21 protein-coding genes are annotated in these 21,152 nt (G+C 36.2%); 11 read left to right on the top strand and 10 right to left on the bottom strand.

Annotation, left to right across the window (positions count from 1 at the left end):
- Window positions 1–132: 132 nt before the first annotated feature.
- The 3 genes from DCS95_RS09095 to DCS95_RS09085 form a co-directional block, all read right to left on the bottom strand.
- Window positions 133–945, bottom strand: a complete 813-nt coding sequence (locus tag DCS95_RS09095; protein ID WP_116770470.1) for a hypothetical protein — start codon at window positions 943–945, stop codon at window positions 133–135.
- Between the two features lie 175 nt (window positions 946–1,120).
- Window positions 1,121–1,846: a tRNA-uridine aminocarboxypropyltransferase gene (locus DCS95_RS09090; RefSeq protein ID WP_279629389.1), complete on the bottom strand. Its 726-nt coding sequence runs from the start codon at window positions 1,844–1,846 to the stop codon at window positions 1,121–1,123.
- 64 nt (window positions 1,847–1,910) lie between these two features.
- A complete protein-coding gene (locus DCS95_RS09085) occupies window positions 1,911–2,402 on the bottom strand; it encodes a YkgJ family cysteine cluster protein (protein ID WP_116770468.1) in 492 nt (163 codons plus the stop codon).
- A gap of 75 nt (window positions 2,403–2,477) precedes the next feature.
- Here DCS95_RS09085 and DCS95_RS09080 point away from each other — a divergent pair, with 75 nt between their 5' ends.
- Both DCS95_RS09080 and DCS95_RS09075 read left to right on the top strand, forming a co-directional pair.
- Entirely contained in the window at window positions 2,478–3,191 is a 714-nt protein-coding gene (locus DCS95_RS09080) for a class I SAM-dependent methyltransferase (protein ID WP_116770467.1), read from the top strand.
- 44 nt (window positions 3,192–3,235) lie between these two features.
- Window positions 3,236–4,147, top strand: coding sequence for a hypothetical protein (locus DCS95_RS09075; RefSeq protein ID WP_116770466.1), 912 nt, complete (start codon window positions 3,236–3,238; stop codon window positions 4,145–4,147).
- A gap of 10 nt (window positions 4,148–4,157) precedes the next feature.
- Here the strand turns inward: DCS95_RS09075 and DCS95_RS09070 are convergent, their stop codons facing one another.
- Window positions 4,158–4,790 carry a 7-carboxy-7-deazaguanine synthase QueE gene (locus DCS95_RS09070; protein ID WP_116770465.1) on the bottom strand — a complete coding sequence of 211 codons (633 nt, stop codon included), beginning with the start codon at window positions 4,788–4,790 and terminating at the stop codon, window positions 4,158–4,160.
- A 171-nt stretch (window positions 4,791–4,961) separates the two neighbouring features.
- On the opposite strand from DCS95_RS09070, the gene DCS95_RS09065 reads away from it, so the two are divergent.
- The 5 genes from DCS95_RS09065 (at window position 4,962) to DCS95_RS09045 (ending at window position 8,667) form a co-directional block, all read left to right on the top strand.
- Window positions 4,962–6,467, top strand: a complete 1,506-nt coding sequence (locus tag DCS95_RS09065; RefSeq protein ID WP_116770464.1) for a helicase HerA-like domain-containing protein — start codon at window positions 4,962–4,964, stop codon at window positions 6,465–6,467.
- Between the two features lie 3 nt (window positions 6,468–6,470).
- On the top strand, window positions 6,471–7,025 hold the full coding sequence (locus DCS95_RS09060) for a hypothetical protein (RefSeq protein ID WP_116770463.1): 555 nt from the start codon (window positions 6,471–6,473) through the stop codon (window positions 7,023–7,025).
- 64 nt (window positions 7,026–7,089) lie between these two features.
- The gene (locus DCS95_RS09055) at window positions 7,090–7,929 is read left to right on the top strand and encodes an alpha/beta fold hydrolase (protein WP_116770462.1); all 840 of its coding nucleotides are present in this window, start codon (window positions 7,090–7,092) and stop codon (window positions 7,927–7,929) included.
- A 58-nt stretch (window positions 7,930–7,987) separates the two neighbouring features.
- Window positions 7,988–8,239: a DUF7218 family protein gene (locus tag DCS95_RS09050; RefSeq protein ID WP_116770461.1), complete on the top strand. Its 252-nt coding sequence runs from the start codon at window positions 7,988–7,990 to the stop codon at window positions 8,237–8,239.
- Between the two features lie 2 nt (window positions 8,240–8,241).
- Entirely contained in the window at window positions 8,242–8,667 is a 426-nt protein-coding gene (locus DCS95_RS09045; RefSeq protein WP_116770460.1) for a VOC family protein, read from the top strand.
- Between the two features lie 9 nt (window positions 8,668–8,676).
- On the opposite strand, the gene DCS95_RS09040 is transcribed toward DCS95_RS09045, so the two are convergent.
- From DCS95_RS09040 to DCS95_RS09030, 3 genes are all read right to left on the bottom strand, one after another.
- Window positions 8,677–9,585, bottom strand: coding sequence for an alpha/beta hydrolase family protein (locus DCS95_RS09040; RefSeq protein ID WP_116770459.1), 909 nt, complete (start codon window positions 9,583–9,585; stop codon window positions 8,677–8,679).
- A 14-nt stretch (window positions 9,586–9,599) separates the two neighbouring features.
- The gene (locus DCS95_RS09035; protein WP_116770458.1) at window positions 9,600–10,571 is read right to left on the bottom strand and encodes an aldo/keto reductase; all 972 of its coding nucleotides are present in this window, start codon (window positions 10,569–10,571) and stop codon (window positions 9,600–9,602) included.
- Window positions 10,572–10,702: 131 nt separating this feature from the next.
- Window positions 10,703–12,433, bottom strand: coding sequence for an alpha/beta hydrolase-fold protein (locus DCS95_RS09030; RefSeq protein WP_116770457.1), 1,731 nt, complete (start codon window positions 12,431–12,433; stop codon window positions 10,703–10,705).
- Window positions 12,434–12,546: 113 nt separating this feature from the next.
- On the opposite strand from DCS95_RS09030, the gene DCS95_RS20235 reads away from it, so the two are divergent.
- Window positions 12,547–12,693 carry a hypothetical protein gene (locus DCS95_RS20235; RefSeq protein WP_159303129.1) on the top strand — a complete coding sequence of 49 codons (147 nt, stop codon included), beginning with the start codon at window positions 12,547–12,549 and terminating at the stop codon, window positions 12,691–12,693.
- Window positions 12,694–12,742: 49 nt separating this feature from the next.
- Here DCS95_RS20235 and DCS95_RS09025 read toward each other — a convergent pair whose 3' ends face one another.
- The 3 genes from DCS95_RS09025 to DCS95_RS09015 all read right to left on the bottom strand — a co-directional run bounded on the left by DCS95_RS09025 (window position 12,743) and on the right by DCS95_RS09015 (window position 17,004).
- Window positions 12,743–13,627, bottom strand: coding sequence for a bifunctional 5,10-methylenetetrahydrofolate dehydrogenase/5,10-methenyltetrahydrofolate cyclohydrolase (locus tag DCS95_RS09025; protein WP_116770456.1), 885 nt, complete (start codon window positions 13,625–13,627; stop codon window positions 12,743–12,745).
- 33 nt (window positions 13,628–13,660) lie between these two features.
- Window positions 13,661–14,998 (bottom strand): signal recognition particle protein, encoded by a 1,338-nt coding sequence (ffh, locus tag DCS95_RS09020; RefSeq protein ID WP_116770455.1) that lies wholly within the window; start codon window positions 14,996–14,998, stop codon window positions 13,661–13,663.
- Window positions 14,999–15,231: 233 nt separating this feature from the next.
- Window positions 15,232–17,004 carry a hypothetical protein gene (locus DCS95_RS09015; RefSeq protein WP_244178425.1) on the bottom strand — a complete coding sequence of 591 codons (1,773 nt, stop codon included), beginning with the start codon at window positions 17,002–17,004 and terminating at the stop codon, window positions 15,232–15,234.
- Between the two features lie 106 nt (window positions 17,005–17,110).
- Here DCS95_RS09015 and DCS95_RS09010 point away from each other — a divergent pair, with 106 nt between their 5' ends.
- The 3 genes from DCS95_RS09010 (at window position 17,111) to DCS95_RS09000 (ending at window position 21,150) form a co-directional block, all read left to right on the top strand.
- Entirely contained in the window at window positions 17,111–17,623 is a 513-nt protein-coding gene (locus tag DCS95_RS09010) for an RNA polymerase sigma factor (protein WP_116770454.1), read from the top strand.
- A 115-nt stretch (window positions 17,624–17,738) separates the two neighbouring features.
- Window positions 17,739–18,650 carry a FecR family protein gene (locus DCS95_RS09005; protein WP_116770453.1) on the top strand — a complete coding sequence of 304 codons (912 nt, stop codon included), beginning with the start codon at window positions 17,739–17,741 and terminating at the stop codon, window positions 18,648–18,650.
- Window positions 18,631–21,150: a TonB-dependent receptor plug domain-containing protein gene (locus DCS95_RS09000; RefSeq protein WP_116770452.1), complete on the top strand. Its 2,520-nt coding sequence runs from the start codon at window positions 18,631–18,633 to the stop codon at window positions 21,148–21,150. The genes DCS95_RS09005 and DCS95_RS09000 overlap by 20 nt, the downstream gene beginning before the upstream one ends.
- Window positions 21,151–21,152: the final 2 nt, after the last annotated feature.

The following is a 21,152-nucleotide window of genomic DNA, read 5'->3' as shown; positions in this document are numbered from 1 at the left end:
GTATCTAAAAATGGAGTTATTCCTGAAAATAAGGTCATATGGAATGCAATATATAATCCGATTAAAAAGGAAAGAAATATTGATGATATAAATTTAAGTTTCATCTAATCAATTAATTATCAAATACATAAACTACAGTTCGCTATATATACCAACAGTTTCAACACCTACTTCTGAAAATCTTAATAACTCAGGTGTAAATGGATATGCAGATTGCTCATATTCCTCTACCACTACTTGCCCTATACGCTGTGAAAAGAATTCAAAATCATGTTCTGAAAATACATAGCAAAAATCTCGTACCGGAATTACGGCATAAAACGGAAAGCTGAAATCTTTTACAATCCTTTCTTTCATTGAGGGAGCTAACAGAAGAGCCGCTTTCAGATTTTCATTTTCAGGAGATTCAAGCATACCTAATTTTCTGTCTTCTATGGTATCATATACTATTTTAGTAGCTGATAAAATTCTATCTCCATTTTGCTGAGCTTGCTCAACTAATTTTTTTTCAGAAATATTCCATTTTTTTAAGTTTTCATAAGTCACCCAAAAAAAAAGGTCATTCTCCCTATAAGTATATATTTTATTTACTTTTTGAGAAAATTCAAAGTTTATAAAATCTTGGTAATCGTATTCTGAAGTAAATAATGAAACAAATATCCTCTCTTTAACATCAGACCACTGCTCAGGCATTTCTAAAGAATAATTTAAAATCGATTTTACAAAACCTGTAATAACTGACTTATCATACTCTCGTTCATAAACCACCCTTATGTTGTCTAAACTTACTTTTAAATTTATATCGCCTTTGGAAATATAGATAAGTTCAGTTTCGTCTATGGAATCAATTTTCATACCCTGCTTTTCGATTTGCACTTTGAAATAATCCAAAACAAAATCTCTTTTTTGATTATTGAATCCAAAAAAACTTTTTATAATGCTCAAGAATAAGATGTTTTTAAAAAATGGTATCTACTTGTAATCTAGTTAATTTTCAAATTCAGTAAAAATTATTTTAGCATAATTTCTTTCTCTATGTTGATAACAGTGCTAAAAAATACTTCAACAAATATGAATAATTTTAATACCTACCCAAATTGACTGTATTAAAAATCAAATTTTATCCCAACTCAAAAACAACATTTCTTTCAGTATTGGTTTTATACTTTTTCTTGGGAAGAATCTCTTTGATCGGAGCAGAACTGTCGTTTTTATTATTTGGATTTATAATATAATCGAGTTGATGGGCAATCATTTTCTCAAAAGGAATTAAGAAATCCGTCGTATCACACTCTTCTACTTCTCCTTTCTTTAGTAAATTCAAAACCGTAAAGACCGACTCAATAGTACTTAAACATAGCGATTTCGGTTGTTGCTTAAAAATGAACTTCGATTCTATACTGTTATTAAAACTAAGTCTCTTCAATTTTTGCAAGTTCGTACTTAGGTTTAGCATTTTACGGGCACAGGGCCACGTACCATCTAGAATAAAGATAAAAGGTCTTTTACCCAGAAAGGCATTCATTTCAGAACCATTTCTTTGAGATAGATTAAAATTGTCTTTTCCGGGGTAAAGCAAAAAAGAGCTTTGCTCTTTTTTGGTCAATATTTCATTTACACGATTATTATCGCTAAAATCGACACCAACTATAATCTCTGAATTTTCAAGTTGCAGTTGGGTCATATGCCCCGTACCGTTTCTTTCTTTTTTGTACTCTTTGGGGTGCATTAGAATGATAAAACGGGTTTTAGTCTTCAGAGGACTAATATGCTTGCAGACACAAGTGGTTGATGGTCTCATGCATGTGTAACATTTTATTCTATGATTTTCTATTTCGATTTGCAATTTGAAATTCTTTATGTTTATCTAACTACCCCAACATATAAAGAGCATATTTAAATAATAGCTTTTACTTTATCCGCTTCTTCATTTCCTCCACTATATTAAAAGCCGCAGGACAAATAGCTACGTTTTTAAGGGTTAGGTTACTAATTTGCTGAAACTTTTTTCGGTCTGTATGTGGAAACTCTCTGCATGCCTTGGGGCGTACATCGTAAATAGAGCAATAATTATCGGCACCTAAGAAAGTACACGGCACTTGTTGCAAGACATAGTCGTTCTCCTCATCTATACGCAAATAGGTTTCAATAAATTTTTGCGGCTTCATACGGAACGATTTTGAAATACGTTCTACATCGGCATTTGTAAAAAGTGGTCCTGTTGTTTTACAGCAATTGGCACAGGTTAGGCAATCGGTACGTTCAAACTCCGCCTCATGAAGTTCTTGCATGGTATAGTCCAAATCTTTAGGCGGCTTTTTCCTTAGCTTGGCAAAGAACTTTTTATTTTCAGTATGTTTCTCTCTTGCCTTTTTGGGCAATTGACGCAAAACCTCTTTCATCTCTAAAATTAATTCTTCAAAACTAGGAAAGTAGTACCAAAAAGCGAGACTTTTGTATCTAGAAATACTAGAATTTTGAACAAGGACATTTTAGGCACGGCTCTTTTAGACTATCAACACGGTAATTATTCCGAAGACATCATTACGTATTCCTCTCTTGATGAAGAAGATGTTTTACCAATACCATATATGTTCCGGAATTTTAAAGAAATGCCCAAAATAGAGCAAAAGGCGCTGCAATTATGCAAAGGAAAGGTTCTAGATGTTGGTTGCGGTGCTGGCAGCCATGGTCTGTATTTACAGGAAAAAGGACTAACCGTAACCGGATTAGATGCATCAAAAGGAGCTATTGAAGTCAGTAAATTACGCGGACTCAACAATACCGTACACTCAGAACTCTTAACGTTTGATGGTGAAAAATTCGATACGATATTAATTTTAATGAATGGTGTAGGACTAGGAGGTACCTTAGCCGGAATAGAAGCGTTTTTCTCCAAGCTGAAATCGCTATTAGAACAAGGCGGTCAAATTCTTTTAGACTCCAGCGATATCATTTATATGTTTGAAAATGATGAAGATGGCGGCTACTGGATTCCCGATCATGTTGAGTACTACGGCGAAGTAAGTTTTAGCATGGAATACAAAAACGAAAAAAGCACCCCATTTCCTTGGCTTTATGTAGACTACAACACCTTACAAAGAGCAGCTAACTATAGTAATTTAACATGTGAACTTGTAATGGAAGGGGAACATTACGACTATTTAGCAAGATTAACTCATATGAAATAATAGGCAGTCTTTTTTTACGTTATCCTATTCATATAAATACTATTATGACCAAGTTCAAAAGCTTTTTACTATTAGGCATTTTAATATGTAGTATTTCTTGCTCTAAAAGTTCTTCTGATGATGATGCCGATAATACTACCGCACAAGTAGATAAAAGCGCCAACCTTTTGGCAACGGGAGATTCTGCCAATGACATACTTTCAAACGATAATTTCGACAAGCTTTTAATAGAAATAGCATATGTTACCGGTTTTCAGCCCACCGAAGCTGCAATGACCCAGTTTACAGATTATCTAAAAGAACATACGTTCAAAGAAGAAATAGAACTGGTCTATAACGAATTACCTAGTCCGTCCGAAGACGAACTAACACTGCAGGAAATTGCAGATTTAGAAACCTCGAACAGAACCGTTTTTAATTCTGGCAGTACATTGGCGATATACATTTACTTTGCCGATGCACCTGCTGAAGGTGATGATCTTGACGGAGGTTTAGTAACCCTTGGTGCGGTTTACCGCAATACGTCTATGATCATCCATGAGGTTACCGTTAGGGAATTGGCCAGTTTAAGTGCATCCATCAATGTGAGCGATGTGGAGACGACCACGTTAAACCATGAATTCGGGCATTTGTTCGGGTTGGTAGATTTGGGTACGGATATGGTCAACGACCACCAATCACAATCTGAAAACGAAGACGGCCAATTAGTAGATGATAATCATTGTAACCAAGCTGGCTGCCTAATGCGAGCAGAATTGCAGTTTGGGGGCTCATCGGGCAAATCACTTTATACAAATTCTGTTGCCCAATATGAAGCCGGTATAAAATCTGGCTGCACATTATCTGGTGCAACGGTGCTAAGCCTATTACAGCAAAATACCGCTAAAGGTGCGGCAACTGCTGGTTTAGACACAGAATGCTTGTTAGATATACGTGCAAATGGCGGTCGCCAATAAGCTGAAATTCTTAAGGAATATTAAGGTATTTATGTGTTTGCAATGACACTTTCCACTTAGGGTTGTTCATTACATAATCTACGATCATAGGCACCACCTTATCTCTCACGCTCCATTCGGGCTGTAGGTACAAAATACAATTTGAATTTGTTTTTGCGGCTTGCTCTTCTGCAAAGATTAAATCGTGTTTATTGTATACAATGACTTTAAGCTCATGTGCCTCGTCATAGATTCTACCTTCAGGTAGTTTGTTTTTCTTAGGTGAAAGGCAGATCCAATCCCAATCGCCAGATAAGGTATAGGCACCAGATGTTTCAATATGCGTTTTCAGTCCTTTTTCCTTTAAGGCTTTGGTAATGGGGTTCATGTCCCACATTAATGGCTCACCACCGGTAATAACGATGGTATCTGAATATGTAGCGGCATTCTCCACAATATGCTCAATTGCTGTAGGTGGATGAGTTTCAGCATTCCAGCTTTCCTTAACATCGCACCAATGGCAACCTACATCGCACCCGCCAACACGAATAAAATAAGCTGCGGTTCCCTTATGGAAACCTTCGCCCTGTATGGTATAGAACTCTTCCATTAAAGGCAAATACACCCCTTTATTCACTTTCTCCAGTACCTCCTCATTTTTCATTCGGCAAAGATACGCTTTAGTTCACAAATTATACAGTAAGAACGCATCGGTAAATTCTGTACTCAGACCAGTACAGTTCGCACATCAAATGTTAAAAAGTAGTGATATTTAAGGGTGATGTAGTTTTTTGGTTTGGTGAAAAATGCCCTATTTTTATCGAAAATATAGAAAATGGCCGGTACCGAAGAGTTTTTTGAACATATAGAAAAAGGATATGCTACCAAGGGTGATTATATAAATATGGGTGCGGCCATGTTACATGGTGAAGCCGTAAAAAATGCCTTCGTAAAAATACCTTTAAAAACATTGAACAGGCACGGGCTTATTGCAGGTGCTACCGGTGCGGGTAAAACAAAGACATTGCAGGTATTGGCAGAGAATTTATCTGACAAGGGCATACCGGTAATGTTGATGGATTTAAAAGGTGATTTGAGCGGATTGGCACAACCTAGTCCCGGTCATGCAAAAATAGACGAGCGCCACGAAAAAATCGGCTTCCCATTTGAGGCTAGTAGCTTTCCGGTAGAAATACTTTCATTATCTGAACAAGACGGTGTTAAGCTCAGAGCAACGGTTTCGGAATTTGGTCCTGTATTATTATCAAGAATTCTTGACCTATCAGAAACACAGTCAGGTATAGTGTCGGTCGTATTCAAATATTGCGACGACCAAAAAATGCCTCTTTTAGATTTAAAGGATTTTAAAAAAGTATTACAATATGCTACGGGCGCAGGCAAAGCTGAGTTCACTAAAGAATATGGTAGAATTTCAACAAGTTCTACAGGTGCCATTCTTAGAAAAATTATTGAATTGGAACAGCAAGGTGCAGAAATGTTCTTTGGTGAAAAGTCTTTTGATGTCAATGACCTCACCCGCATAAACGAAGAAGGAAAAGGGTATATCAATATCTTACGATTAACCGATATTCAAGACAGACCTAAGTTATTTTCAACTTTTATGTTGAGCTTGTTAGCCGAAATATATGATACCTTCCCTGAGCAAGGTGACAGCGATAAACCAGAATTAATACTATTTATAGATGAAGCCCACCTTATTTTCAAGGAAGCCTCAAAAGCCTTATTAGATCAAATAGAAAGTATTGTTAAACTGATTCGTTCAAAAGGAATCGGGTTGTATTTTGTAACCCAAAACCCAACAGATGTACCAAACGATGTACTGTCGCAATTAGGTCTAAAAGTACAACATGCCTTAAGAGCATTTACGGCAAGAGACAGAAAAGCCATTAAATTGACGGCAGAGAACTATCCTGAATCTGATTATTACGATACCAAAGAAGTACTTACCTCTTTGGGTATAGGTGAGGCATTGATATCTGCTTTAGATGAAAAAGGAAGACCCACACCATTAGCGGCAACGTTATTACGCGCACCAATGAGCCGTATGGATGTATTGACCAAAAATGAATTGGATGAAGTTGTTGATAGGTCATCTTTAGTGAAGAAATATGGCGAAGTAATAGACAGGGAAAGTGCCTATGAAATACTGAACGAAAAAATAGAAACTGCCGAAAAATTGGCGGAAAAAGAAAAGAACAAACCAGCTGCGCGAAAAACCACCAGAAGGGCCAGTACAAGACAGAACCCTGTCATTAAGGTTTTAACAAGCGCTACTTTTATAAGAGGTGTATTGGGAGTATTAAAAAAAGTGATGAGATAAATTATGAAATTAAGTTATACCCTTATTTTAATGATTTGCTGTGGTCTATTGATAAGTTGCACCGATGAGCAGAGCAATGATTTTCAAATATCTGGCGATCAGGTTGGCAAACTATCAAAAGAGAGCCTTGCCAGAGATATAGAACTGATATTTGAAAAAGACTCCGTTGTACAAGATACCGTAAAACTGAACTTTGGCAATGGAGCCAGCAAAATCAAAATTTACGAGAAAGGAGGTGCTTTACTATTGACCCTTACACCAAACAACGATAGCATTGCCACCATACAGAATGTACTTATTAATGATGATAGATTTGTAACGGACAAGGGAATCTCTAAACTGAGCACATTTAAAGAAATACGGGAGAACTACGCCATAAAAAAGATTATAACCTCGCTTAACAATGTGGTTGTATTGTTAAAAGACAGTGACCTCTATTTTACCATAGACAAAAAAGAGCTACCTGAAAGTCTTAGATACAATGCAAACAATAATATAGAAGAGGTTCAAATACCTGATAATGCCAAAGTAAAATATATGATGATCGGCTGGGATTAATAGTACCCCAGTTGAGGTTATAATTACTACCCCCAATTACTTACTAATTTCTAAATACTATTACGTGCCCGCATTTCTTCAAAAACTTATACCAAAATTATACGGTCTATATTTTAATATACTTGTTTGGTTTTCTTCGAAAAAAGCAGCCTACAAGGCTTTTATCGTATTTGCCACCGTACGTAAAGGCAGGGTTTTACCCAACCAAAAAGAATATTTGGATACTGCCAAGCTAGAAGTCGTTACCGTAGGTGAGCATAAAATACAAGTATATAATTGGGCAGGTTCTAAAGAGACCGTTTTGTTGGTACATGGTTGGGAAAGCAATACTTGGAGATGGCATAAACTCATTGAAAAATTACAAAAAGAAGATTACAATATTATTGCTTTTGATGCTCCTGCCCATGGCTATTCTACGGGAAAAATATTACATGCACCATTATATGCAAAACAAGTACAAGCCATGCTATTAAAATACAAACCAACGATAGCTATTGGCCATTCTATGGGAGGTATGACCATTTTGTACAATGAATACAAAAACCCCAATAATATCTTAGAAAAAATGGTAACTATAGGTTCGCCATCTGAGTTTCATGAGATAATGGCTCATTACAAAAGTTTACTTGGTTTAAACAACAAAGTGATTTCTGCACTTAACCAGTTTATTCAAGAAAAATTCAACTTTACAACAGAAGAATTTTCAAGTGCCAAGTTCGTTGAGCATAACAACAAAAAAGGATTGCTTTTTCATGACAAGTTTGATAAAATTGCTCCGTACCACGCTTCTGTAGATGTACATAAACATTGGAAAGGAAGTGAGCTCGTTAGCACTGAAGGATTTGGACACTCTATGCACCAGGATGAGGTCAACAACAAGATCATTTCTTTTTTAGCGGAGTAATATCTAAAGGTATACAGCACATTGCCAGGCTATTAATTTTTTATTTTTAAAATAAAAAATGGCAAAATCAAATGATATACCCCAAATAAAAAACGAAGAGCAATACGAAGCATTGGTAGACAAGGGCTATAGTAAAGAAAAGGCAGCTCGAATTGCAAATACCGATAATGCAGGCAAGAAAGGTGGTAAAGCTTCCACTTATGAAGACAGAACAAAAGATGAGCTTTACGAGCAAGCGAAGAAAATTGGTATAGAAGGACGTTCGAAAATGAGCAAAAAAGAGTTAATTTCAGCCTTAAGAAATAACTGATTATGCAAAACGTAACACCTTTCCACATTGCCATTCCCGTTCATAACTTAGAGGAATGCAAAACTTTTTATAGAGATATCTTGAATTGCGAAGAAGGTCGTAGTAGCGACCATTGGGTTGATTTCAACTTATTCGGACATCAATTAGTGATTCATTACAAACCTAAATCTGAATCAGAAAGTGTACACCACAACCCTGTTGATGGTCATGATGTACCCGTACCACATTACGGGGTAGTTTTACCTTGGGATACATTTCAAAGCTTTTCAGAAGAGCTAAAATCTAAGGGTGTGAAATTCGTCATTGAACCTTATGTGCGTTTTGCAGGTAAAACAGGAGAGCAAGCTACCATGTTTTTTTATGACCCAGCGGGCAATGCTTTAGAATTTAAAGCTTTTAAAGATATGGGGCAGTTGTTTGCGAAGTAAGACACCAGTTTAATCTGCGTTTTTTAATCGTTTATTAAACCAAGAAAGAACTAATTGATCTAACTCATTTCTTTTGTTTGAGAAAAAATGATCAGTTATAAACTCTTGGTATTGATAATCATATTTCAATTCTGATAATTTTTCTACAAACTTAGTTGTGGTATTTTGATTTGCTCGTTTATCATTCTTACCGGATATAATCAAAAGACTACTTTGTTTACTTAGTTTTTCTGACCAATATATGACTGAACGTTTTCGCAATTCTAACTCTTTATTCTTCCAATAATCTGGAATACATTCTGCCAAAACTGCTGTTTCCATTTTAGGTCGATCTTTAATTAACTGAAACAAGTTTGTAACTCCATTACCAACAATTGCAGTTTTAATTCTATCTGATTCTTTTAAGCTTAAGTAAGTCATTACACCACCTCTTGACCACCCGAACATACCAATACAATTTGGGTCAGCTTTTTCAATTTCTCTTACTGTTTCTGTCAAATTCAATACATCATTTAACTCTTTACCACCAAATTCATCCTTTTCTCGATAATTACTACCAATAATAACATACCCCTGTCCTGCCAATTTTGAAGTATAATTAATTATCGTAGATAAGTTGAGTGGAGCAAAATCTCTATTTCCCCCACGATTAAAAATTACCACCGGATACTTTCCACTACTTTTGGGTTCTATCAGAATACCATTAATTACCAAGGAATCACTTTGATACGTAATGAAAAAGAAATCTAGATTATTCAAATGAGCGAACTCGTCTTTTAAAATATTGTTCTCTGATATTCTATACCAAACCTCAGTTTTAGATAAATCAACTAATTGCTTGTCCAAAATTTTACCATTTTGTGCAATTACAAGTTCAACAAACAATAAAACAAATAACAAGCAAAATATACTTTTCATTTCAACCAAAGTAATTACTGAGACCAAGAAGTAGGTTCCCTATCCCAACGATGCTTTTTTAATTCTTCATATAGTTCTGCAGGCAAACCGTTACCGTCACTTGTTGCAGTATTAGCCAATACATTTCGTTGCTTACGCATACCGGGTATGGTAGTACTTACATTATCGTTCATCAAAATAAAACGAAGTGCCATCTCTGCCATGGTAATACCTTCAGGCACTAGCGGTCTTAAAGCATCGGCATGTTCTACCGAAGAAATTAAATTTTCCGGTACAAAGTAAGTCCCACGCCAATCACCTTCAGGGAATGTGGTTTCTTTGGTGATATTACCTGTCAATGTTCCTTCATCGAAAGGTACACGTGCTATGGTTGCAATATCTAGCTCTTTACAGAGCGGAAACAAGTTATCTATTGGTGCTTGATCGAATATGTTGTAAATGACTTGTACAGCATCCAACAATCCTGTTTTTAGAGCTTTTATACCATTTTCAGGTTCCCAACGGTTCACACTTATGCCCATTGCCGCTATTTTACCCGAAGTTTTCAAATCTTCGATAGCACGTTGCCATTCTTCCCTATCGCTCCATCCGTCATCCCAGGTATGAAATTGCATAAGGTCTATTTGCTCCAGCCCTAGATTCTTTAAAGTCTTATGGGTGTATTCCATAATATGCGCAACGGGGTAGGAATCATCAAAGTCAAATTCTGGCTTAGCTGGCCACTGAAAGTTTTTTGGCGGAATTTTACTAGCCGTATACAGCTTTTTGGAAGGATGTCTTTTTACCAACTCCCCTAGCAACTCCTCACTATGACCTTCTCCATATCCCCAAGCGGTATCAAAGAAATTGACTCCGTTTTCAACTGCCAAGTCCAACGATTTTGCTGACTGCGCATCGTCACTGGCTGTCCAACCTGCCATTCCCCACATTCCGTATCCTACTTCACTTACCTGCCAGTCTGTTCGACCAAATCTTCTGTATTTCATCAAATCTTTATTCTATAATTATTATAAATTTTTAAAAGCAACATTGTGCACTTAGATGCTTCTCGATACTAATTTTTCGCGCCTCAAAATTCACTCGAAGTGACACTCATATTTTGAGTAAACAATTAACATTACCTATACCTCCAACTCGTTAAATCAGCCCCTTTGGGTGCACTTTTCTCTATACGTTCCATAATTTTTGGTACGTACATAGTATTGTACCTTAATCGAGTAATAGCGTTTGATTGATCTGGATCGCCGTTCCAGCAATGTTCATCTCTGTCACCATATTTTACTTCACCTTCATAATACGGATCCGTGGTACTTTCCAAGAAATCTTCCATTAGGTATACTGCGTTATTCAAGTAATAATTATCCATATCTCCGCAGTAAATATGAATTTTCCCCTTTAAGTTCTCCCCCAATTTATCCCAATCTCGCTCTAGAATATGCCGCAAATCATAGTTCTCTTTCCAGTATGCTGCAACATCATGGTCGATGTCTCCGGTCATTTTATCCCATATTCTTTCTGGGTATCCATCCTCACCTTGTGGCGAATACGTAGCTTCCCAAATATCCCATTGTTGACCTGATCTAGATTTATCTCCCAAAACCAACTCCAAATGATTTCCTTGTTTTAGGGTAGATTGAATTTGACCTAGGTAATTTCTATGCGATGGCACCTCTAATGTTTTATGTGCGCTCTTATAGAAGTAGGCATTTTCATCTTCATAGATATTCGTTAAGGTATATGCTCTAAAATCTATAGGATCTGGGCATGCCGCAAAGCAACCATTGTACTCATCTGGGTATTTTACCTGAACAGCCAAAGCTTCCCAACCACCGGTTGAACCGCCATAAAGAAAACGAGACCACCCTTCGCCCATTCCTCTGAATTGTTTTTCTATTTCAGGAATTAATTCATAGGTAATGGCATCGCCATATGGACCTTGACTTGCAGAATTCACCGCATAAGAATCATCATAATATGGCGTAGGGTGTTGAATCTGCAGCACTATGAATCTTGGAAAATCTGGCTCGTTCCAACGTTTATAAAAATCATAAGCTTCTTGTTGTTGTATAATATTATAGCCTTCTAAACTAAAGCGTTCAGAATACTCTGGTTTCATATTAGGATCTGGAGGCGTAGTTCTGAATCCGCCAAAATCTGAAGGAAAATGACCGTGAAAAACCATCAGCGGATACTTAGCCTCCGGATGTTCTTCAAATCCTTTTGGCAATAACACATGTGCTCCTAAATATATATCTCTTCCCCAGAACTCGGATAATTTTTCAGATTTTACCTTAACATGTTTTATCCACTCGGTATCTTTTGGCTCTTCAATTGGCGGAATCACTTGATCTAAATTGACCGATACATTTTCAAATCCGTTACTGGCCACCCTAATTTTAAATGGTTTACTATATAAATTGCCTGGTGATTTATTCCATTGTTGTCCTTCTCCATTATCCATGGGCAATTTAACTGTATGTCCGGTTGAGAGATTAAAAGTTTCATACACATGCAAAAGCGCTTGCACATTATATTCCCCTGGTGGCACATCTTTTAAACTTTCATACGGATAACCAAATACAGATTCATTGAAAGTGACTACCGAATCTTTTGCCCAATTCTCCACGTTCATACCAAAGATAAGTTGTGTGTTGAGTCCATCATTAATTTGAAACCTTGGCTCGTCACTATCATCTGAAGATAGCATAAGTAGCAAACGCCCATCTTTTACCAAGGAATCCACCTCAACGGAATAACTAACTTTGATGGATGTTTTATGCTCCAACTTAGGTTCTTCACAACCCACAATAAAACCAAAAACCACTAGAACGAATAGAATTTTTCTCATAAGGACAAATGTTTCACAAAAGGTACAGCATTCTCTAATCACATCAAATACCAAGACTAAAATTTCAACGTTTTAAATACACGCCCTTTTTCATTCAACCTAAATCTAATGCTATGAAAAAACTATTTTACGCCCTGTTGACAGTAATTTCTATTACCGTACTAGCAAGCTGTGATTATGACGACAGTAATGACATAGACATCTTAGTGCCAAACGACACTACCGAAACCGGAGTAACTATCAAGAAATTACCGGCATAAAAAAAGCCTCACAATACTATTGCAAGGCTTTTAATCAATATTATAAATACTAATTTCTACTTCTATGTCTCTCACGAGCTAGCAATGTATTTTTCAATAGCATTGCAATGGTCATAGGACCAACTCCACCAGGAACGGGAGTAATGTATGATGCTTTTTTACTTACGTTTTCAAAATCAACATCACCGGTAATGTAGTATCCTTTTTCTTTTGTTTCATCTGGAACTCTAGTAATACCCACATCAATTACAACGGCATCGTCTTTTACCATTTCCGCCTTTAAGAATTTAGGAACTCCTAATGCTGAAATTACAATATCTGCCTGTGAGATAATCTGTGTAATGTTTTTTGTATGACTATGGGTAAGGGTTACGGTAGAGTTACCTGGCCAACCTTTTCTACCCATTAAAATACTCATTGGCCTACCTACAATATGGCTACGACCAATAACTACGGTATGTTTACCTTTTGTATCTACTTTGTAGCGTTCCAATAATTCAAGAATACCGAACGGAGTAGCAGGTATGAACGTACTCATATCCAAAGCCATTTTACCGAAGTTGGTAGGGTGAAATCCGTCAACATCCTTATCTGGATCTACGGCCATAATTACCTTTTGTGTGTCTATCTGCTCAGGTAAGGGTAATTGAACAATAAAACCATCAATATCATCATCAACGTTCAATTCTTTGATCTTGTTCAATAATTCTTGCTCAGAAGTGGTACTTGGCATCTGAATCAACGTAGATTCAAAACCAATACGCTCACAAGAACGAACTTTACTACCTACATAGGTTAAACTAGCACCGTCACTACCTACAATTATTGCAGCTAAATGTGGCACCTTTTCACCACGTTCTTTCATCTTGGCGACTTCTGCCTTGATTTCTTCCTTTATTTGATTGGATACTTTTTTACCATCCAATAATTCCATATCCGTCTCTTTTTAAGTTGTGTTGTTCGCTTATTATTTCATTCCTTTCATGGCACCCATCATCTGCATCATCTTCTTACCGCCACCGCCTTGCATCATTTTCATCATCTTGCTCATTTGATCAAACTGCTTCAACAACTGATTGATTTCTTGAACTTCTCTACCAGAACCTTTTGCAATACGTTTTTTTCTACTGGCATTTAATTTAGATGGTGTTGAACGCTCATCTGGGGTCATTGAATAAATGATCGCTTCAATATGTTTAAAGGCGTCATCATCAATATCCAAACCTTTTAAGGCTTTTCCTGCACCAGGAATCATCCCCATAAGGTCTTTCATATTACCCATTTTCTTGATTTGCTGAATTTGGCTCAGGAAATCATCGAATCCGAATTTATTCTTGGCAATTTTCTTCTGGATCTTTCTAGCCTCTTCCTCATCAAACTGCTCTTGGGCTCTTTCCACAAGTGAAATAACATCACCCATACCCAAAATACGGTCTGCCATACGTGATGGATGAAAAACATCTATAGCTTCCATCTTCTCACCTGTACCAATAAACTTAATTGGCTTATCTACCACAGATTTAATAGAAATAGCTGCACCACCACGGGTATCACCATCCAATTTCGTAAGGATAACACCGTCAAAATTCAAGATATCGTTGAAGGCTTTTGCCGTATTAACAGCATCTTGACCCGTCATAGAATCTACAACGAACAAAGTCTCTTGAGGTTCAATGGCCTTGTGAATTTCAGATATCTCTGCCATCATCTTATCATCTACCGCTAAACGACCTGCGGTATCTATAATAACAACATTGTTTCCGTCTGCTTTAGCCTTGGCAATACCAGCTTTTGCAATAGCTACGGGATCAGTATTATCTCTATCTGAATAAACAGGAACCCCTATCTGATCACCAACAACGTGCAATTGATCAATTGCAGCAGGACGGTATACATCACAAGCAACCAATAATGGTTTTTTAGTTTTCTTTGTTTTTAAGAAATTCGCAAGCTTTCCAGAAAAAGTAGTTTTACCGGAACCCTGTAAACCGGACATTAAAATAACCGATGGTTTGCCCGATAAATTTATACCCTCCGATTCACCTCCCATTAACTGGGTAAGTTCATCTTTTACAATTTTCACCATTAACTGACCTGGCTGTAAGGTCGTTAATACGTTTTGCCCCAATGCCTTCTCTTTTACCCTATTGGTAAATTCCTTGGCAATTTTAAAGTTAACATCGGCATCCAATAAGGCACGGCGTACTTCTTTAGTAGTCTCCGCAACATTAATTTCTGTAATTTGACCATGACCTTTTAGTACATGTAAAGCCTTATCTAGCTTATCGCTTAAATTATCGAACATTCTTTTCTTTTTTAAGGGGCTACAAATTTAATAATATCAATGCTAATTCCGTAGCAAGTGCCACAAAATATACAAAACAAAAAAGCACCCATACTAAAATGGATGCTCTTAACTTAGTTGTGGGGCAAAAAAGGAATTACATTTTCATAAATTCCTGTTATAAAACTTCCATCAATACCGCCAACGAGGCCCAACTCTTTACTGTTGACGGTATATTTCTGGATGTTCTATTCTTACGATCTTTCTAAGACCAAATGATCATATAAACCTGTTTCATTCTCATGTTTCAGCTCTATTCTCATTTCATCTATCTCTAGAATCTGATAATCATTGGCCAACGGCAGGTAATTACTACCCGTTTCAAAGGAAACAAGCATTTCTAAGTTACCGGTAAAGGTGTTTCTATACACGAACCAATTTCCGGTACTGAACACATCTCCGTTTACGTTTCTTACTTCTAAGGTTCCATCATTTTCCATGTATAACTTTACATCTGCATAAAGTACTGTAGACTCATCATTATTTTCTGCGAAGTAAGCTACATCCCATACAGTATTATCAAATATGTTCTTAATGAAGGTGATATCTTCTTCCTCATCTTCATCATCAATACATTTTTTGACAATTACCAATTCATAAAAAGTTTCTTCAACGTTGAATTTGATAATACGATCCTTTAAATCTGTCAACAACCACTCAAAACTCACGGCACCTTCATCACCCATAGAAATGGCTACTACAAAACGACCTTCTGCATTTGTTGTTATTTCCCAAGTACCTTGGGTTACAGTGGTTTGGTTTGTAAGTGTAATTACACCCTCTGCTTGAAACTCAAACTCACCACCTAACAATCTATTGATATGATCACCGTTATTCTTCAACCTTTTTATAACCCAAGAACAGTCATTTAAAGTCTCTCTTAGATTTTCAAGAGTCAATTCTTGCAAGTCTTCTTCACAGAATTGTTTCATTATGATTCTGTTGCTTGCATCGTTGTATAACTTAATTTGATCATCACCTAAATCGTAGACAGTCCACTCTAGGTTAAAATCTGTACTAAATTCAAAATCAATGGTAAGTTTAGCGCCATCATCACCTACCGTACTGGTCCAAGTACCTTCAACGGTTGTTGCTCCTCTAAAACCGGTTACTACGGTACCGTCTTCCTTAAAGTTTAATATATAATTTACGTATTGAGGCGTCTGATCAACATCATTTCTGATCATATCGGTTACGAACCATACACATTCAACAAGTTCTTCCTTAAAATCATCTTCATTAAAATCATCATCATTATAATCATCATCGTCATCTTCATCACAGGTGTCTTTTGCGTTTTCAATAGCAATAGCCAATTCTTGATTACTTTCAACAACAATAGTTGTCTCATCATAAAGTTGTAGTGTTACCGGAAAATCGAAACTCACCAAACTATCATCGCCTAAATCTTTAAAGAACAACCGTAACTCACGATCACTAGTTACCTCAACAGAACTCGTCTGTTCTAGGTTTACATTAAATGTGAACATGGTCATGGGGTACACAAAATCTATACACTCTATATCATCATCTTCACCACCTTCTTTACAGTCTGCGGCCAAATTACGTAAATCTTCTAATCCATTAATGGTAATCTCAGTAAAATCACCAGCTGTAACGGTAATTGGGAAAATTATATCCAATAGATTTTCATCATCATCAATACTATCAAAAATTTCTTCTACCTGATCTATATCCTCTTCAGAATCAATGGTCAATTCAATACCGTTAACCTCAACGGTGTATGGAAAATTTATTTCAAAGCAGCTGGTACCATCAACAATATTATCACCAGAACCATCATTTGAACTGGTACGCTGTATTAGTTCTGCCGTAGCAGAACTTGCAGTTATTGCCTGTGGCTCTTCGCCCGTATTAATTTCTTCAAACTCATCTTGACAAGCGGTAAAACTAAATGCAATGGCTAGTAGGCTAACATACATTACATAATTTAAAATCTTTTTCATAATGACTTGGTATTGTTTGTTATTATGCTTCTAAAACAACCGACTTTAAAAATACCCTACCTCCTTTTTTGTTTTTTTTCAAATATCTTTGGTAAAAAGCAAATAATTGAAAACGGAAAAACATTTAAACGTTTGCGAAGAGTTGGTTTATAAGAAGGTTTTTAATGAAACGTCTAAAACCATCTTCAATTATATTTATTACAAATTTGGTAATGAGGAAAAAGCAAATGATGCCGTACAAGAAGCATTTGTAAAACTATGGGAGAATTGTGCAAAAGTCACCCCAGAAAAAGCCAAATCTTATTTATACACGGTAGCCAATAATTTGTACTTAAATGTTATTAAAGCAGAAAAAGTACGTTTAAAGTATGCGGATGCAACATTAAAGACCACCAATGAATCTCCTGAATTTATTATGGAGGAAAATCAGTTTAAGGAGAAATTAGACAATGCCTTAAATAGTTTACCAGAAAACCAACGTACTACTTTTTTATTGAATAGGATAGATGGAAAAAAATATGCAGAAATTGCTGAAATGGAAGGTGTAAGCGTTAAAGCGATAGAAAAAAGGATGCATTTGGCATTAAAAAGTTTAAGAGAGCAAATTGATGGGATATAGATTAGTGAAAAAAATACATTTCAATTAAACAACACAACTACTTAATACCCGATACAAGAATAAAAAAGTAGGGTATTCCTCTACATAGTTGTTATACTGATAGAAAGCTAAAATTATGCAAGACAATTACTTAGCAAAATGGCTAAACGATGAATTGACCGATGCCGAATTGGCGGAGTTCAAGAAATCTGAGGCATACGAAACATATAAAAAAATAAAGGAATCCTCGTCAAAATTAGCGTCACCTGATTTTGACATGAATAAAGCCTGGAATGCTATAGAACAACATAAAACTGTAGAAACACCAAAGGTTTTTGTGTTATCACCATTTAAAAAGTTTCTACGTGTTGCCGCAGTTATTGCCGTATTACTAACAGCATCGTTCTTTTATTTAAGTACGCTGAACGAATCTTTCTCCACCTCATATGCAGAAAACAAATCCATAACCCTACCCGATAATTCTGAAGTAATTCTTAACGCGGAATCAGAATTAACTTTTAGCGAAAAAAAATGGGACTCCAATAGAAATGTAGACTTAAACGGCGAAGCTTATTTTAAAGTCGCCAAGGGAAAAAAATTTACCGTAAAAACTTCACAAGGGCTAGTTACCGTTTTAGGTACACAATTTAATGTAGAAAACAGAAAAGAATATTTTGAAGTTACCTGTTTTGAAGGTTTGGTAAGTGTCACTATCAACGGTGAAGAAACCAAGTTACCTGCCGGCAATTCAATATTGAACATCGCAGGAACAAGCACCATGTCCAAAGCTCCCGTAAATGGTGAGCCATCATGGTTATCTAATGAAAGTTCTTTTGAGAGCATACCGTTACACTATGTAATAGATGAACTTCAAAGGCAGTATAATATTGACATCACAACAGAAAATATTGACACCGCTCAACTTTTTACCGGTACTTTTAGTAATGAAAATCTAGAACTTGCCCTAAAAAGTATAAGCGTTCCTTTGCAAATTAAGTTTAACTTAGATGGGAACAAAGTGCTGTTCTATGCAGAAAAAGCACCTTAATACTCTTATTGGTTTTATTTTTTTACTGGTTATCGGTGGAAACATCTATGCCCAAAGCGAACCTAAAACCACTTTGTTGTTGCGCAATGTTCTTACCGAACTGGAAAAAACCTACAATGTAAAATTCTCTTTTGCAGATGGTGATGTAAATGCAATACAAGTACCGAAGCCAAATTCAGATTCCCTTGAAGTTATATTAAAGGAACTTAGTGAAGCTACTGGTATAACCATCAAAAAACTAAATGATCGTTATTACACTTTAACCAAAACAACTACCATTTCTATATGCGGTTTTGTTTTTGATAATTTTGAAGAGAACACGATACCCGGTGCAACCATTGAAATTTATGATTCTGAAATATATGGCATAACAACAGAGAACGGCTCGTTCAGTTTTGACAACGTACCAATAAACTCATTGATCCATATTAAACATTTGGGCTACAAGCCCATTTTTATAAAAGCAAAAGAGTTTATTAAAACTTCTAAATGCAAATCCGTGGCTATGGCACTTAGCTACCAAGAATTGGAAGAGGTTATTGTTACTCAATTTTTAACTATAGGATTAAACAAACTTAATAATGCCAGCTTTGAACTAAATCCTTCAAAATTCGGCATTTTACCAGGTGTTAGCGAACCAGATATTTTACAGACCGTACAAGCGCTACCAGGCATTAAAAGTGTCGACGAAACCGTATCTGATATTAACATTCGAGGCGGAACCAATGACCAAAACCTTATGCTTTGGGATGGCATAAAAATGTATCAAACCGGACACTTTTTTGGCTTAATATCTGCTTTCAATCCATATGTTACCGAAAACGTATCTATAATTAAAAACGGAACCTCTGCGATGTATGGCGGAGGAGTTAGCGGTACCTTGAGCATGAAATCGATGGAAGAACTGCCTTTAACCTGTAGTGGTGGAGCGGGTGTTAATTTAATATCTGGTGATATTTTTGGTGAAATTCCTATCGGTGAAAAATCTGCAATTCAAGTTTCGGCACGTAGGTCGTATACTGATTTTTTGAACACACCAACCTATACCACGTTTTCAGAAAAAGCCTTTCAAGACTCTGAAGTGGACAACCAAAGTGAGTTTTATTTCTATGATTTCTCTACCAAGTTCATACATGAAATTAATCCTGATCATAAGTTAAGCACCAGCATGATCACCATGAGCAATAACTTAAATTATATTGAAACTACAGATGAAGCTACAGCACCAAACCGAAGTAATTTAAATCAAGATAATTTCTCTATTGGTGGACAGTTACAAAGCGAGTGGACCAATAAAATCACATCTGTGCTAAGTGCTTATTATACACAGTACGACCTAGATGCCCTCACTATTTCGAATAATGACGCTCAACGTTTAACCCAAAACAACTTGGTAAAAGAATCGAACCTTAAATTAGCTGCCACATACAAATTACGGGATAATTTAAACTGGACAAATGGTTATGAATTTACCGAAACCGGTATAGAAAACACCACCAACCTTAATCAACCACCATTTGCCAGTAACATAAAAGGGGTAATTCGCCAACATGCATTATTTTCAGAAATACAGTATGCCTCAGAGAACGATAAATTTCAAGGTACCATAGGTGGCAGAATTAACTATTATGAAAACCTGAACACATTTAAGGAGTATATTTTTGAACCACGAATTAACATCAGTTACGAACTGCTGCCAAATTTTAAAACCGAAATTTTAGGTGAATATAAAAGTCAGGTTACCAATCAGATTATAGATTTAGAACAGAACTTTCTAGGGATAGAAAAAAGAAGATGGATACTTTCTGACGGAAATGATCTGCCCATTACAAAAAGTAAACAGGGCTCAATAGGTTTTAATTACGATACCAATACACTGTACATAGGTATTGACGGTTTTTACAAAGAAGTCAATGGCATTAATGTCTACACCCAAGGCTTCCAAAATCAGAATCAATTTGATGGCGAAATTGGCTCATACGTAGTTAAGGGAGCCGAATTCTTAATTAATACCAAGAACAATGATTATAGCGCTTGGCTAAGTTACACCTTCAATAAAAATGACTACACTTTTGATATTTTGACACCAACTACTTTTCCAAATAATTTAGATGTAAGGCACTCGTTAACCGTGGCAGGAAATTACACCATTGGAAATCTAAAATTAGGGGTAGGTTTAAATTATAAATCAGGAAAACCTTTCACCCAGCCAGATGAGAACGACCCAGTAGATGAAACTGTTTTTCCTTCCCAAATCAATTATGAAGAACCAAACAGCAGCAGACTACCTGAGTATTTTAGAGCAGATGCCTCTGCAAATTACACCCTTAAAATAAGTGATACCGTAAACGCAATACTTGGAGCATCGGTGTTAAATTTTACGAACAGACGCAACACCTTGAACACTTATTACAGATTACAAGACGATAATACAATTGAAACCATTGAGAGATTATCTCTAGGCATAACACCGAATGCCAGTGTACGAATACGTTTTTAATA

The sequence above is a fragment of the Maribacter litoralis genome (assembly GCF_003075045.1).
In the GTDB taxonomy this organism is placed as follows: domain Bacteria; phylum Bacteroidota; class Bacteroidia; order Flavobacteriales; family Flavobacteriaceae; genus Maribacter; species Maribacter litoralis.
This window is presented reverse-complemented; position numbering and strand designations above follow the sequence as displayed.